11 protein-coding genes are annotated in these 16,387 nt (G+C 48.1%); 2 read left to right on the forward strand and 9 right to left on the reverse strand.

Annotated elements, in window-relative coordinates; all coding sequences use genetic code 11:
• Positions 1-9 precede the first annotated feature (9 nt).
• The 4 genes from AM1_RS17545 to AM1_RS17560 form a co-directional block, all read right to left on the reverse strand.
• Positions 10-2,211, reverse strand: a complete 2,202-nt coding sequence (locus AM1_RS17545; RefSeq protein ID WP_012164219.1) for a DEAD/DEAH box helicase — start codon at positions 2,209-2,211, stop codon at positions 10-12.
• 33 nt (positions 2,212-2,244) lie between these two features.
• Positions 2,245-4,668, reverse strand: coding sequence for a PAS domain S-box protein (locus tag AM1_RS17550; protein ID WP_238549003.1), 2,424 nt, complete (start codon positions 4,666-4,668; stop codon positions 2,245-2,247).
• A gap of 177 nt (positions 4,669-4,845) precedes the next feature.
• Positions 4,846-6,969 carry a CHASE domain-containing protein gene (locus AM1_RS37655; RefSeq protein WP_083776724.1) on the reverse strand — a complete coding sequence of 708 codons (2,124 nt, stop codon included), beginning with the start codon at positions 6,967-6,969 and terminating at the stop codon, positions 4,846-4,848.
• Positions 6,970-7,065: 96 nt separating this feature from the next.
• Positions 7,066-7,488, reverse strand: a complete 423-nt coding sequence (locus AM1_RS17560; RefSeq protein ID WP_012164222.1) for a response regulator — start codon at positions 7,486-7,488, stop codon at positions 7,066-7,068.
• A 941-nt stretch (positions 7,489-8,429) separates the two neighbouring features.
• On the opposite strand from AM1_RS17560, the gene AM1_RS17565 reads away from it, so the two are divergent.
• Both AM1_RS17565 and AM1_RS17570 read left to right on the forward strand, forming a co-directional pair.
• Entirely contained in the window at positions 8,430-10,256 is a 1,827-nt protein-coding gene (locus AM1_RS17565) for an EAL domain-containing response regulator (protein ID WP_012164226.1), read from the forward strand.
• A 156-nt stretch (positions 10,257-10,412) separates the two neighbouring features.
• Positions 10,413-10,979 carry a J domain-containing protein gene (locus AM1_RS17570; protein WP_012164227.1) on the forward strand — a complete coding sequence of 189 codons (567 nt, stop codon included), beginning with the start codon at positions 10,413-10,415 and terminating at the stop codon, positions 10,977-10,979.
• Here AM1_RS17570 and AM1_RS17575 read toward each other — a convergent pair.
• The 5 genes from AM1_RS17575 to AM1_RS17595 all read right to left on the reverse strand — a co-directional run bounded on the left by AM1_RS17575 (position 10,976) and on the right by AM1_RS17595 (position 16,355).
• Positions 10,976-11,812, reverse strand: a complete 837-nt coding sequence (locus AM1_RS17575; protein ID WP_012164228.1) for a pentapeptide repeat-containing protein — start codon at positions 11,810-11,812, stop codon at positions 10,976-10,978. The genes AM1_RS17570 and AM1_RS17575 overlap by 4 nt on opposite strands.
• 5 nt (positions 11,813-11,817) lie before the next feature.
• The gene (locus AM1_RS17580; RefSeq protein ID WP_012164229.1) at positions 11,818-12,459 is read right to left on the reverse strand and encodes a hypothetical protein; all 642 of its coding nucleotides are present in this window, start codon (positions 12,457-12,459) and stop codon (positions 11,818-11,820) included.
• A gap of 158 nt (positions 12,460-12,617) precedes the next feature.
• Positions 12,618-13,838: a BaiN/RdsA family NAD(P)/FAD-dependent oxidoreductase gene (locus tag AM1_RS17585; protein ID WP_012164230.1), complete on the reverse strand. Its 1,221-nt coding sequence runs from the start codon at positions 13,836-13,838 to the stop codon at positions 12,618-12,620.
• Positions 13,839-13,868: 30 nt separating this feature from the next.
• Positions 13,869-15,803, reverse strand: coding sequence for a sulfite reductase, ferredoxin dependent (gene sir, locus AM1_RS17590; protein WP_012164231.1), 1,935 nt, complete (start codon positions 15,801-15,803; stop codon positions 13,869-13,871).
• Positions 15,804-16,175: 372 nt separating this feature from the next.
• A complete protein-coding gene (locus AM1_RS17595) occupies positions 16,176-16,355 on the reverse strand; it encodes a hypothetical protein (protein ID WP_010472220.1) in 180 nt (59 codons plus the stop codon).
• Positions 16,356-16,387 lie beyond the last annotated feature (32 nt).

A 16,387-nucleotide genomic window follows, 5' to 3' on the forward strand; every position in this document is an offset into this window, starting at 1 on the left:
TGATCTAACCTAACCTCCACTACAGATTTCTGAAACCGTTTCCCAAGTGCCTTGGGGATCGAAAAAGCGAGCTACGTAGTTATGGTTCAATAACTCGTCCGTCAACACCCAGTCATATTTTTCACTGCGTTTCGTTCGCACTACATCGGCTAAACGTAGCGGGTTAGCAGGACCTAGATTCACCAAAGACTGAAAATAGGGCATCAGCTCATCCGGTTCCACCCCCTTGACCTTAATGGCTAGCCCCTCTTGGCTCGCCTTCAAGCCACTATCTAACAGCAACATTTGTAGGGTATTCATCACCAAGCTGCCTCGCCAGGGAAAGAGCAAGACCTGCTCATCTTCACCAACGATATATTCTTGATCTAAACCACAATCGCGAAATTGAGTTCTTGCTTCCTTTAAGAGTGTTTTAGCCGTGTCATCCAGGTAAACGGGCATATCCGTGGAACGGTAAATCTCGCGCATAGTTTGCCGCACGCGATCATGAACAAAACCACTGCTGCCTCCAAAACGGGGCGCTTGTCCTTCCCCATCTGCGGGGACTACCATCACCACCTGTTTTTCACTATCTACAGACTGGACTTGCCAGCGTCGGCCTGCAAACAGCAACACCATCTCCTCGGCAATGGGCATGGAAGTGGGTAAGGTACCCAACACATTCTCTGGTGTGCTGATTCGGTACTCTTCGGTTGTGGAAAAAGCTGTGTAAAACGTGTAGTGATTGACCAATCGCTCGCCTTTCAGACCCAACAGTAACAGGCCATCCTGGCTTTGCTGGATTAGATCGCGCTCTCCTAAGCATCGCAAAAGCTTGATAAACAGTCCTTGCTCCATTTCTTGGAAGGGACCTGCCTCGCAGAAGTCATGCCAAGCCTGATCGGCCCGAATACCGCCCTGTTGGGCAATGCTGGATAGCAACTGTTGAATCAGAGTGGAAATATGCAGACGTCCAGCAATCGGCGGTTCATACCAGCCCTCTAGCAGCAAATTGATAATGGCGATGGCTTGCACTAAATCGGGATATAACGCTTGCTCTGGGGAAGTGTAGGAATCTAATTGGGGCACCGATACATAGACCCGCATAATGGCTGGATCGCCTGCCCGTCGGCCAGAGCGTCCTAATCGTTGGCGAGTACTGGCCACGGAGCTAGGGGGGCCAATCTGAGCAATGGACTGGACAGCGCCCACATCAATCCCCATTTCTAAGGTCATGGTGCAAATCACGTTGACAGGATGATCTCGCTTAAGGGCTTCTTCCGCCTCGGCCCGCAGCTCCTTGGAAAGGCTGCCATGATGGGGCATAAACTCATTGGGCACCCGGTATTCTGCTGAGAGATTGCGCAAAATATCGGCATAGCGCTCCACCTGGCGGCGACTGTTGATAAAAATCAGATTCTTTTCCCCACGCAGGGATTGGAAAAGGTGCTGAGCAATGTCCAAGGCATCTGGGGGTGGCGTGGTTTCGTCTTCCTCTTCATCCGGGTCTGGGGTTGGCGATGATCGATAGCCTCGGAGCTGTAGCTTCAATTCATCGCCTTTGGCAAAGGACTGGACGAGCTGGACCCGTTCTTGCTGTCCTGGGCGGAGGAATTCTGCGGCTAAGGACATATCCCCCAAAGTGGCACTCAAGCCAATCCGAGGAACCGGACGCCCCACCACTTGTTCAACTCGCTGCATCAGGGATTGGAGCTGGCGGCCCCGCTCAATGCTGATAAAGGAATGCATTTCATCAATCACAATGTAGGAGAGGGAGGCAAATAAGCGATTCAGCTCTTGCCCCCGGAGAACAAACAGGGCTTCCAATGACTCCGGGGTAATCAGCAGCACACCAGCAGGCTGTTTGAGCAGGCGTTGCTTGGGACCAGAGCCAATATCCCCATGCCAGGGACATACGGGCACATCCAGGCAATCGCCAATGGCCGATAGACGACGATGCTGATCATTGATCAAGGCTTTAAGCGGCCCCAGTCCAATCACCTGAATGCCTTTGGCAGGCTGATCGACCAGTTGTGAAAATACGGGCAGAAAAGCCGCTTCGGTTTTGCCTTGGGCCGTGGCTGCAGTAATAATCACATCCTTATCCCCGGCCAAGATAGGGGGGATAGCTAACTCCTGGATTTCTCGCAGGGAGGGCCATTTTTTGCTGGCAATCCACTGTTGAACGCGGGGGTGGAGGCGATAAAAGTTGGAGGTGGCAGGAGCGGTCACGTTGCAGCCTCGGCAATGAACATTGCTAAGAGCTTAGTCCATCGCTGGCAGGGTGAAAATAAAGGTGGTGCCTTTGCCAACTTCGGTCTCAAAATGAATCTGGCCCCCATAGTTCTCGACAATTTTTCGGCAAATGGAGAGACCAATGCCTGTACCGGGATATTGATCGCGCTGATGTTGACGGGCAAACATGGTGAACACGCGATCGCAAAATTCCGGCGCGATACCAATTCCCGTATCGCTGACTGAAATCTGCCAATGAGTGCCTTGGCGTTGGGCTTTAACCGTAATATGGGGCGGTTGAACACCATGAAACTTGAGGGCATTGCCAATCAGGTTTTGAAAGAGCTGCACGCTTTCGATTTTGCTGATGATGATCGTCGGCAACTCATCATAAATAATCCAGCCTTGCTTTTGTTCAATCACTAAACTGAAATCATTGGCGATTTGTTGGACGACAGTATTTAGATCAACGGGTTCAGGGATCTCTTGCTGACGACCAACCCGAGAATATTGCAGGACAGATTGCACTAAGGCATCCATTCGCGCAGCACCATCAATCACGTAATCAAAGTAGCGGCGACCCGTGTCATCAATCTGGTCTGCATAATCTTCGACCAGTAATTCAGAAAAGCTTCTAATTTTGCGTAATGGCTCTCGCAGATCATGGGAAGCAACATAGGCAAATTCTTCTAAGTCTCGGTTCGAACGCGTTAATTCAGAGATAGCTTGTTCTAAGGCAACCTGATTTTGCTTCGACACCGTGATATCTAGGCCGCAGCCGATCATCCCCGCAAACTGATCGGCGATATATCGAGGAATACCGGTATTGAGAATCCAGCGGTACGTGCCGTTGCGATCGCATCGTCGATACTCTAAATGCAAAGGGATTTCTTCAGAAAAGCAAGTCTGGAGCTGGTCAATAAACCGGGGGCGATCATCAGGATGAATGGTATCCAGCCAGCCTAAATTGGTTTCTTGCTCCAGAGAACGTCCCGTAAAGGTTTGCCAAGTCTGATTAACGTAAGTGCAGAGTTGTTCAGTATCGCAGACCCAGATCAATGCAGGTAAGGAGTCTGCCAAGGAGCGAAATCGAGCCTCACTTTCCTCTAATTGGGCATTTGCCCCCACTAAGGCATCAATACTCTTATTGATATTTTCCTGTAATTGGTAGTTCGCTTGTTCTAGGGAGTCAGCCACCTGCTTAAAGGGAGTGATATCAATGCAAGATCCCACATAGCCCACAAACTCCCCATTCGGCAAAAATCGGGGTCGTCCAGAATCGAGTAACCATCGGTAGTGGCCCGCATGATTCAGGTACCGATATTCGAGTTGAACCGATCGCTGTTCTTCAAAGGCCAAGGCAAAGGCTGCTAGGCAGTCATGAACATCTGCAGGATGAATTCCCGTTGCCCACCCCTCTTCAATTTCTCGCTTTAAAGACCTACCCGTAAACTTCAGCCATTCTGCGTTGAAATAGGTCCGTTGATTTCGCTGATCCGCGACCCAGATCAGCGTGGATGAACAGTCAGCTATAGCCTGAAATCGCTGTTCGCTTTCAATTCGCTTGACTTCGGCCAGTTTGCGATCGCTGATATTCTGCATAAAACAAAAATGCCCTAGAAACTCGCCCTGGTCGTTCCGATTCGCCACCATCGTGAGCTGCTGATAGAAAACGGCCCCTTGTTTAGTGGCTCCTCGTGCTTCCACAGAAATCTTGCCCGTGTCTAGCATAATGTTGTAAGCCGATTCCAAAATGGGAATGTCGTTGGCAAACACGGTGGTTTGCCAGGGCAACCCCACTAATTCTTCGGGACTATAGCCAACATCATGGGCATAGGTCCGATTAACCTCCATAAAACAACCCTGCGGGTCGAGTTGAGCAATTCCTTCCATCGCACTTTGTAGAGCGCTGTAAAAGCGCTGCTGCTGCGATTGCTGTTGTTGAATCTCAGCCAGCTGGCGTTGAACAACATCTGTGGAACCCTCTTCAATCGGCTGAGTCGCCACAACGTTGGACTGGACTGAGGTCAGTTCCCAGATGCGTAACTGCTCCAGGCTTAAAATCCCAACTAGCTGCTGATCGTCTACCACCGGTAGATAGGGCAGCTTAACGACTTGGAACCAGTGCATTGCCTGCTCCCAGGTGGCTAATTCAGATATCTGTGGATACGTTACGGCAGCGTTCAGTACGTCCATGAGCAGGGTTTGGTCAAAATTCCGTTGCTCAGCGACCCAACGTACAATATCCTGATTTGTCAGCAGACCTTGAACCTTTCCTTGCTCAAGCACGACCACATAATTTTGCGGATTGCCCACCTTTGCTGGAGGAGATCTCTGCCAATGGGGAATTTCTCCAGCCTGCATCATTTGCACAACCTCCAGTAATGTCACCTCAAGTGACAACACGGGTGGATGACAATCCAGCATATGCTCAATAGTCAGCGTACTTTGCATAAATAATGCAGTCTAACCAGGTTGAAATATTCATATCGTTCAAAGATGAGCAGAACGGTAGTCAATTGCCGTTTGACGGCAGTATGCCCAACCTGCGATTCTCCCTCATGTCTCCTTGATAATTTGTGATATTTTCGAGTCTTCTGCTGCTCCAATATCAACCCATAGGTAGACGTTTTAAAAATCGAATACACTTACAAAAGGTTGGTCCGTTGTCCAATGATCTTGGAAATGGCTAGGGAGTTTGATATGGAACGTGGTCCCCTCCCCTAGCTTCGACTCAGCCCAGATCGAACCATCATAATGGTCAATAATTTTCTTGCAAATCGCCAAGCCGATACCCGTGCCGTCGTAGTCTGTGCGATTGTGCAAGCGCTTGAACATCACAAAAATATCTTCTACAGCATCCTCTGAGATACCGATACCATTGTCTTCAACCGTGATTAACCAATGTTTGTGGAGTTTGCTAGCTGAGATCTGAATATGGGGAACGGCCTCTCCTCGAAACTTTAAGGCATTAGACAATAAATTCTGAAATACCCGCTGCATATCCGTCGGATTGATCATCATTACAGGTAAGTCGCCTACTTCAATCACAGCTTCACTTTCAGCAATAGTCAGGCTTAAATCTTGCTGGACTTGCTCTAACACTGTTCCCAAATTGGTTAAAGTGACCTCTCGGTCTTCGGACGATAACCGGGCATAGGCGAGCAAATCAGTAATCATGGCCTGCATTCGCTCTGCTCCGTCAATCACATACTCAAAATACCGTTGTCCTTGTTCATCAATGTTATCGACATAGTCTGCTTGCACTAGCTCCGCAAAAGATTGGATTTTACGCAAGGGCTCGCGCATATCGTGAGAGAGGACTGAAGCCATCTGCTCTAATTCTTGGTTGGACCGCAATAGCTCTGTATTGACCATTTGACATTGAGCATCTGCTTGTTTCAGGGCAGTGATATCCATCGTGGTGCCAACATATCCACAAAATGTTTCATCCTGGGTATATCTAGGTTTTCCCAGGGAAAGCATCCAGGCATAGCTACCATCCCGCTGGCGCAGTCGATGCTCGATCGCAAATTCTTGCTGTTGGTTAAAGCTCGACTCATAGGTTTTCTGCCATCGTTGTCGATCGTCAGGATGAATGCCTGACATCCATCCATAACCGATCTCAGCTGCCATCGTTCGTCCCGTCGTGGTTAACCAAGTTTGGTTAAAAAATGAGAACATCCTGTCTGCATCCGCGACCCACATGGGAGCAGGAGACGGGTTGGCCATCATTTGAAAATATCGGTCTTGTTGACGGTCAGCGGATTGCTGCAACTTCCAAATGAACACACTGCCTCCTGCCAGCAGAAGCAACACCCCCACAAAAGGTAGAAAGACCCATAACCCGCTGGTGTGTTGCTGAATAAATTGAGGGGTGACCTGAGTGACCACAACCCAATTTCTCCCCTGTACTGCAGATAAAGTCGTCGTTCGCCTTAAATCCGAAGGGGGGACTTCCGGATTGGTATTTGTATAGAGCAGTTGAGAGGTCTGAGAATTGGTTTGATCGATCAACTGAATTGACAGTCCAGCTTGAGTAGCCTGCTCCACAATAGGGGCCAGTAGAGCATCAAGCCGATAGACCCCCACCACAAAGCCTCGCAACATTAATCGTCTGTCTTGAAGGGTTTGCGGCTGATTACGATAGACAGGAGAAACCTTGAAAAACATTTTGGGCACATCCTGATCTTGGGACAGGATTGCTGTGACCATCTCTTGGCCTGAATCTCGTGATGCTTCTAATGTTTGACGTTGCATCGCCTCTGACCCGCGATCAAACCCTAAACGTTGCTCATTCCCTGCATAGGGTTCTACAAAAGCGACGGGGAAATAGGCCTTACGTTTGTCAGCGACTTGTATTGTCTTGGAGGCCTTGCGCTCAGTGAGCTGAAAATTCGAATATTCCTTTTGTCGTTTGACTTCAAATGGCTGTCGTTGCGGGTGCGATATCAAGGGCACCCACTCTAAGGCTTGTATGTTTGAAGGTTTTGCCAGGTATTGCTGAGCCACTAAACGAAATTCTTGGGCTGTAACCTCTTCTGACCCTGTAAACAGACTATTTAGACCATTGAGTGGTGTAAAGTTCAGTGCTAATTCTCGATCTAGTGCCATAGAAATCTGATCAACTTCTTGGCGAAACGCTTGCTCTATTCCATGCAATTCAGCCTGCCGAATTACGATAGCGGTGGGTATAGAAGCGAGGAGACTGCTTCCTCCCAAGGCCAACAGCATAAACAAGTAACGTCTATCCATGCTCAGACTCTAATAGGCTCCCCCGGCTCTGAGACAAATCTGTATTCATCTATAAAGTAGGATATATGACCAAAAAACTTTATATTTTGCCAATAATTAACTCTTGATGGGTAATTTTGCGATTTTAGTCCAATATGTACTGATGCTTGTGATAGTACTAATGTATTGAGATAGGCTGGCCGGTTTTTGAATAAAGCAATTGGCTCCTAGCTCGTAGGCTTTCTGAATATCTCTGTCTGCATCTGAGGTCGTAAAAATGATCACCGGGATCATGCGAAAAGCGTCATTTTGCTTGATGGTCTCTAGTACCTGTAACCCATGAATACCTGGCAAATTCAGGTCTAGGAGAATCATGCTGGGTAGACTTTTTTGCTGATATTCTCCTTCTCGGAGTAAGTAGGATAAAGCACTTTGCCCATCTACAACCCAATCTAAATCAATAGCAGCTTGAGAGCGCTGGACACCATTTTGAGTTAATTCGATATCTGCAAGATCATCTTCAACTAATAGAAGTTTCATAATCTTATCCCGCTTCAATTGATATCTCTAAAACTTTCACTTGAAATGGCTGACAGGAGAAGGATAACTGCTAACAGCTCACAAGAGATTGGGTATTATCATCCATCCTATAACAGCATGAATTTTAAGAAGATCTTTACAAAATGACAATTTAATATACAACAATCTATATGCTGCCGACAATCTCCAGAAAATATTAATAAAAGGAAATATTAGAGTATTTGGATCTCCTCAAAAGTTAGATGCTCTTTTCTCTGGAAATAGGAAAAATAATTTGGTTGCTGAATTGTGATGAAAATAAATTGTTTTATTGATTAACTGCAAGAAAATAATAAATAGCGGCACAACCCAAAATAAGTTTTCAACGCTGGATCTTCTGATTGAGACCGTATCATACGATACACGTCAGAAGCTGAAAAAGAAGTTTCATTTTGTCGTTAAAGCTCTTTTCTCTCCTGTGATAGAAGCCAGTTTTCACTGTTTATAGAAATAGGCTGCATCCGTATTAATACTGAAATAATATTTTTTTGAAATATTTTATGAGTTCCGTATGTTTACTGAAGCGATCGCAAGAATCAAACGGGTATAAGAGAGATACGGTATTGGTCCTCAACATCCGCAGAAACGCGGATTCTTTATCTAAGTTCATAGATTCTGAGACTGAGTACTGGGTTGATATGGGGGGATCGAAGGGTCATTCATATGACTCTACATCCATAGGAAGAATGACCAAGTTTGGACAAGAACTGGGCAATATTGGGGGGAATACAAGAATGATTTCTTTTCTGAGTAGAAAAGTAGTATTTACATCATTTATTTGACCTACAGAAATGGCTGGGTATTTATGGGGGGATCAGCAAATAAATCATCAGCCGTACCCAACACAAGGTGCGGCTGATAGAGAGGTTCAGCCTCTAGCTCATACGGGGGATTCCAGGTACATGCACGCATTTGGCTCACAAGTTATTCCAGTCAGTAATACCGAGATCTTGATGATTGAGGATGATATTCAAGATGTCGAAATCGTAACGCGATTATTGGGGAAAGAAAAACAAAGCTCCATCATGCTCAACCATTGTCCAACCTTGCATGCTGGTTTGGATACCCTGAGAGAACAGTCCAAAATTGATTTGGTGTTGCTGGATTTATCTCTATCTGATGCTCAAGGACTGGAAACATTTCGGAAAATCCATGAAGCTTTTCCAAATATCCCTTTGATTATTCTAAGTGGTAATAGTGATGAGCGGATTGCCTTAGAGGCAATGCAACAAGGTGCCCAGGATTTTCTCGTCAAAGGACGATTTGACAGTACGGTTCTGACCCGCGCGATTCAATATGCAATGGAGCGCCAGCATCAGCGCCTGGAGCTTGAATATAAGAATCTGGCCTTAAAAGCGCTATCGGATCAGCTAGCTGTGGCTAACCTAGAGCTGGAAAGGTTGGCTGCCGTCGACAGTTTGACCCGTGTCTATAATCGGCGACGATTCGATGAGGTGTTTCTAACGGAGTGGAATCGCTTACTCCGCGAGGAAAAACCTTTGTCTTTAATTATGTGTGATGTTGACCATTTCAAAGCCTACAACGATACCTATGGCCATCAAGCTGGTGATTTGTGCCTGGAGAAAATTGCTCAAACGATTGCCAAAGTTGCTAAGCGTCCGGCAGACTGTGTTGCTCGGTATGGTGGAGAAGAGTTTGTCGTTGTGCTGCCCAATACGGATATCAGCGGGGCAACCCATGTAGCGGAAGCCATCCGTGGGGCGGTTCATAATCTTAACCTGCCCCATTCTACCTCGCCGATTAGTAACCGCATCACCCTTAGTTTGGGCGTTGCTTGTCAAGTGCCGGATGAGGCGATTGCCCCTTCTTTGTTGATTGAAGCTGCCGATCGAGCCATGTATACGGCGAAAGAAGGAGGGCGAGATCGCATGCAAGTGCACTATGCAGATTGCGCCGTTAATCTTCAGTCTCGACAAACCTTGCAGTGGGTGAGCCGATTACGGGATGCCCTTGAGCATAATCAGTTTGAATTATATGCCCAGCCCATTCAAGCGTTGCAGGCGAATACCTCTGAACCTTGCTTTGAAATTCTGCTGCGTTTATGTGATCAGCCGGGTATTGTGTGTTCCCCTGGTATGTTTTTTCCCGTGGCTGAGCAGTATGATTTTATGCCCCGTATTGATCGGTGGGTAATCAAGCATTTATTTGCAGACTTAGGCGAAATTAATTCCTTAATGTTGCAAGAAGCGATATTTTTCGTGAATTTATCCGGGGCAACATTCAAAAATATGGAAATTGCCTCTTTTATTGCAGAACAACTGGCTCGGCATAATTTAAGACCCGAGCAGTTCTGCTTTGAAGTTTCTGAAACGGTTGCCCTGAAAAATATTGAAGCCGCTGCTCAACTCACCAAAGCCTTGAAAGATATGGGGTGTAAAGTCGCTTTAGATGATTTTGGCAGCGGCTTGTCATCGTTTACCCATTTGAAAAAGATTCCCGCTGACTTTGTCAAAATCGATGGCTCTTTTATTCGAGGTGTGGTCGATGACGATATGTCTAAAGGCGTGGTGGAAGCCATTCATCATGTTTCGAAAATTATGGGTCTGCAGACCATTGCAGAGTATGTGGAATCGCGGGCCATTCTAGATCTGCTCAATGATTTTCATATTGACTTCGCCCAGGGCCATTACTTTGGACCGGCACGTCCCTTGGTAGATACCCTCGCTACTTGGCAAACTACTGCTTATACTGAGCGCTTGTCTGCGTAACAAAAGGGGAGGGATCAAGGTGACTTCTAGATGTCTTTGCAATGTTCCTTAGGACTTTGTTGCATTCTGTAGCAGAAAGTAACGGCTATTGCATTGCTTTCCAGGTTTGAGCCTCATTAAGATGTTTGTAAACTTTCTAGGGAAAGTGAGTCTGCCATGCATGTTGGCGAGGCATATCTGCAAACCTTATCCCTCAATAAAAACGCGACCTTTGATGAAGTTCGGGAAGCCTATCAGGATTTAGTGATGGTGTGGCATCCTGATCGATTTGTGCATAATCCTCGCCTATATAAAAAAGCAGAAGCCAAACTCAAAGAATTTAATCAAGCCTACGCCTACTTAAAAGCCCATCAAGCTCGGCCTTGCCCAACGCCTCACAAACGAGCCAGGACTGCTCCCCCATCCCCCCCGACATCCAAAACCCTAAAAAAACGTCGGGGTATGGCTTGTCCTTGGTTGACTTATACTGATGCCACTTACATTCTGAATCACTACTCCTTTGAGGCGATAGCATCCAAAACGGTTGGGCACCGAACCTTCCAGAGTGGTCCTTTTGTTTTAGATACCTGCGAACAGCCTGCAGAGGTGCTTCTTTCCGTTCCCTGTGATTCTGTCCATGCCTTTGATCGGATTTTGCTGTCTATTCCCTGTAAATCTCAAGGTCACTTTTGGCAGGAAGAAGCGCAACAGCTGATGAATCTGCTACACACTCAAGGAAACTAGCAGCTGAGGCTGGGGAATCCTCTGGCCTGCTCTAAACTAGCTAAGTCCCAGACTGCTCCTTCTAAGCAGGTTTGATAAAACTGAGCACGATGCAGTCGCGCTCCTCGTAAATTGGTCCGTCGTAAATTAGCTCCGGCAAAATTTACCTTGCTCAAATTACACCAGGCCAGATCAGCCGCTTCGGCATTGATATCCGTAAAATTCGCCCGAACGAGATAGGCTTGGCTACAGTGGGCAGCTCGCAGATTGGCGCGACTCAGATCGGCTCCGTATAAATACGCCCCAGTTAAGGTCGCATAGCTTAAATTTGCCTGACTGAGGTCTGCCTGAATCAGGTTGGCGGCTTCGAGTTCCGCAAAACTTAAATCTGCTCTGTGCAGTTGGGCGGCTTCTAGTTCTGCTCGCCGAATATCTGCATGTTTTAAGCTACACCCTACTAAGTTGGCTCGGCTGAGTTCAGCGTCTAACAACACCGCCTCGCCTAAATCTCCGCCAATTAAATTGGCATCTCTGAGATCAGCCCCATGCACCTGAGCATGGTGGAGATTAATGGCAACGCCTTGAATCCCTGTCAGCTGAGCTTCGATTAAGTTGGCACCACACAAAAAACTATTGCTTAAGTTGACGCCGATTAAGTTGGCTTTCCGTAAATTGGCAGCCGTCAGATCTGTATGGCTGAGGTCGAAGGCCTGTAAATCCATTTGCCCTAGGTTACAGCCTGCGAGATTCGGAGATTTATGGCTATTATCCTGTCGCCACTGATTCCAAACTTCAGGGCCACGATATAAAAGGGCTAGGTGTTCCCCTGCCATGGCAGACTTGTACTTGCTCATCTCAGCTATTCATTGCGCTTGCCGCCCAGAGGCTCTCGTCCAGGCACATGCTCAAGGGCATCTACCACAGCCGCCGCTGCAGTTTTGATATCTCGCTCAGCTCCCCCCAAGTATAATCGGCCAAAACTGCCCACAGAGGTGATTTGTAAAATATTGATCAACGCGGCTTTTTCGGCTTCGTTGGCTGCGAGGGAGGCATAGGCCGCGGGCTGAACCTCCATCACATAGAGGGCTTGACCCGCGAGCAACATATTGCCTCGGCTGTTGCGATTAATCAGCTGCGCGTGGTGTGGATCAATATTGCGAATAATCTGACTAGAGACGACTTGGGGGCTTAATCGTTCATTTTGTTTGACCCCTAGCGCTTCTAACATGGCTCGGCCTGCCGTTTGGGTTTCAGCTTGGCTACTCGCATGCACTTCCAGAACCCCGTATAAGCGTTCCACCATCTGTACACCGGGGCGGACCACTGCCGCTTTCAGAGCGACGTCCATGATCCGGTTAATCTCAATCCCAGGGGAAATCTCTAGCCATAGAGAGGTATCCCCTGGTAAAGGTAAAAAACCAACGGCCACCTTGCCCATATAGGCAGCATGCTGTGGTTGGAGGCTATCTAAGTAAACATAGCTACGTAATTCAACACCCAAAATTAAAAGTCTCCTGTCGATGAAAAATAGGTCCCGACGGATCGCCAGGGGCGACCACATCTGCACAAGGTGTTAGAGATAGTCTCCATTGATGTATGAAACCACAGAACCGTCCTTTGAGTGGTTTTTTCCTCTGGGTAAAGCGGTTCCCAGTCGCTCTACTCAGGTTGCCCCATGGCCTGGGCCGCTAACCAGGCTGTCGTCCAGGCGTTTTGAAAGTTAAATCCACCGGTAATGCCATCAATGTCGATCACTTCGCCAGCAAAATAGAGTCCGGGACAGCAGCGACTTTCCATGGTTTTGAAGTTGATTTGTTTAAGGTCGACGCCGCCGCAGGTAACAAACTCGTCTTTGAAGACTCCTTTCCCTAAGACATGAAACTTACCTTGGGTTAGTTCTTGCAGCAGCGATCGCAAATGGGTTTTGGATAGATCTGCCCAGCGCTGTTGGGGAGAAATCCCTGCTGCAGCAATCAGTTTTTGCCAGAGGCGCTGGGGTAAGTCGACGGGGCAGTGGTTTGCGATCGCACGCTTGGCAACGGCAGTTCGGGTTTGCCCCAACTGCTGACGCAGGTCTTCATAGGAGGAATGGGGCACCCAATTGACCGTCAATTCTCCCTGATATCGATGTTGATGAAAGGCCCGTGCTCCCCAAGCCGAGAGTTTGAGGACTGCAGGACCACTCAGTCCCCAATGGGTGACCAAGAGCGGCCCCTGCTGATCAAACTTTTGATCATTCACCGTTAACCGCAACTGCACTGGATCAACCGCGATACCGGCTAAGCCTTGCAATCTCGGATCTTTGATTTTGAAGGTAAATAGGGACGGTACTGGCGATACGAGGGTATGGCCGAGCTGTTGGGCGAGGCGATAGCCGAGGGGATGACTGCCCGTGGCTAAAAGAATGCGATCGCACCTCAGCTTCTCCCCAGATTTACACCCAACTGTAAATTGCCCTTCATGCTTGATATGAGTAACGGACATCCCCGTCCGCACCTGAATCCCTAAGTTTTGAGCCGTTCGTTGCAGACAGGCAATAATGGTTTCCGAATCATTGGTTTTGGGAAACATGCGGCCATCGGCTTCCGTTTTTAAGGAAACTCCGTGGGCTCGGAACCACTGCACCGTATCCTGGGGCTGAAACCGACTAAATGCACCTCGTAAGGCTTTAGACCCGCGCGGATAATTGCCCACTAGTTCAGAGGGTTCAAAACAAGCATGGGTAACATTGCAGCGCCCACCCCCGGAAATTCGCACTTTAGAGAGCAGTTGACCACTGGCTTCCAAAATCGTGATCCGAGTTTGGGAATAGGCTTCTGCACAGGCAATCGCCCCCCAGAAACCAGCCGCCCCACCGCCGATGACGACAATCTTCACCATGGCTTTATTACACCTAAAATTAGGTGCAATTTAGGTCTGAGATTGATTTTTTAAATAGGTATCAATGGCATCAGACGCGACTTCAGTCAGGGTTTTGCCCTGGGCACTGGCGGTCTCTTTCAGACGGCTATAGACATCTTCCCGCAGGTTAACCCGATGGCGGACTCGCGCTTTACCGCTGGCGATTTTGCCCGTTTGGGTCGCCGGATCATAGGTGTCGCTATATTGCCGCAGGGCGTCGAAGCCAATGCGATCGCAAAAATCACCAAAGCTTTCAGCGGTTTTGCCCTTTTGCTTAAAGAACACCAAGAGCGGCTCTAGGGTCGCTTCCAGTTCGTCAATGGGCATCACTTCCAGAAAGGTTCTAGCGAGCCGAGTCTGATTGGAGCTTCCCCCTAACCAGAGCTGATAGGACGTTGGCTTTATCCCTACAAATCCCAGCTCAGCCATATAGGGACGAGCACAGCCATTTGGACAGCCCGTCATCCGGATGACAAAATGCTCTTCTTTCAAATCCAGCTTATTGAGCAGCGCGCGGATGCGATCAATAATGCCGGGAATGGCGCGTTCTGATTCTGCAATGGCTAGTCCGCAAGTGGGCAACGCTGGACAGGCCATTGCATAGCGCACCAGCGGATCAATCTCCGTCTCTGCTAGCACCCCTGCATTGTTCAAAATGCCTTGAATCGCCGCTTTGTCACTGGGCTGAATATTATAAATAATCAGATTGTGATTAGCCGTCAGCCGCATGGGCAGATGGTACTGCTTCGTAATTTGGCGTAGGGCAGACTTCAGCTGCAGCTTGCCATTGTCAAAGACCCGGCCATTCTCAATAGAAATGCCCAAGAAGAGCTGACCATCCCCCTGTTCATGCCAGCCTAAGTAATCTTCATACTTAAACTCAGGCAAGGGGCGACTGGGCGCAACAGACTTACCAAAATACTGCTCAACAACGCTGCGAAACTTATCAATACCCCAGTCATTCACCAGGTATTTCATGCGGGCATGGCGACGCTGTTGACGGTCACCATAATCTCGTTGGGTGGCCACAATGGCTTTGACTAGGTCATAGACATCCTCTTTGGCCACAAAGCCCAGTGGATCGGCAATGCGAGCAAAAGTCTCTTCTTTCTTGTGGGTGCGGCCCATGCCACCCCCGACAAATACGTTAAATCCTTGCAATTCGTCCTGGTCATCCAGGATAACCACTAGACCCACATCCTGGGTGTAGAGATCAATGGAGTTATCGCCTGGGACAGTAACGGCAATCTTGAACTTCCGGGGCATGTAATATTGCCCGTAGATTGGCTCTTCGTCATCGTCTAGGTTAGTGCCGTTGGTATTGCGCTGGCGAGCCGCTTTGACCTCAGGATGCTCTTCTGCGGATAAGAATTTTTCCCCATCCAACCAAATCTCGTAGTAAGCGCCGGTTTGGGGGGTGAGTAAATCGGCAATCCGATTGGCATACTCTTGGGCATAGACATAGTCGGGACGATTAACATAGGGGGCTGGCGGGGCCATCACATTGCGGTTCAAATCTCCACAGGCTCCTAGGGTAGACCCCATGCTGTGAATGATGGCGGCCATGACCGTTTTTAGGTTCTGCTTGACAATTCCGTGAATCTGGAACCCTTGGCGGGTGGTGGCTCGCAGGGTGTGGTTGCCGTAGGTCTCGCTGAGTTCATCCAGGGCTTCGTAAAGCTGTGCTGGGATAAATCCACCGGGACTGCGAGTCCGCAGCATAAACTGATAGTCTTTTTCCTGCCCTTTCGCTCGATTATCACGATTATCTTGCTGATAGGAGCCATGAAATTTGAGGATTTGAATGGCTTCTTCTGGCAAATTTCTCGCATCCGTCTGGAGTTCTGCAATTAACGGATGGCGTAGATGATGACTGCGCTCTTTAATCCCTTCCAATTTGGAAAGTTTAGGCGGAGTCGGTTGTTTAGGGGGAGCATTGACCATGAGGAAATAGGCAGTTGATGACAGTGTTTAGGTAGCGAATCGAACGATTTCTACCCTTAAGAAAAGGCTAGGCTAACGTCAATATATCCGAGCAATTCCAACGCGGAGATATTAATGCCCGGTAAGTCGGTCGGGATATCGATGAATCACCTCTTATCTTATCACTGCTTCCTTTGAGCAAACCGTGACAGACCCAAACAATGCCACAGGTGAGTCCAAATCATCAACGTTAGAACTTAAGCTTTTTTACCAACTAGGCTTGCTCAAGATAAATGCACACTAGCGCCGCTAGTGTGCATTCACTGTATCTAAAACTCAAAAACTCTGGATGAGGCCCAGGCGAAAACGCTCAAAAGTCCACCCTTTATGGCGCTAGCGTTGGGGATCATGATTGGGTAAACACTGTCTCATCCAACATCGGTTCAAATACTCAATCCGATATTGTTGCCAAAAACGGCCTGGATTGAGAACCAGTTTAATGTCCGAATGGAATAAGGGCTGATTGAGATATTGCCAAACGGGAAACCAATTTTGATGAGACTTAGAAATCATGACAGTTTTAGGATGTTGGGTGACTCAAGCGT

The sequence above is a fragment of the Acaryochloris marina MBIC11017 genome (assembly GCF_000018105.1).
Lineage (GTDB): Bacteria > Cyanobacteriota > Cyanobacteriia > Thermosynechococcales > Thermosynechococcaceae > Acaryochloris > Acaryochloris marina.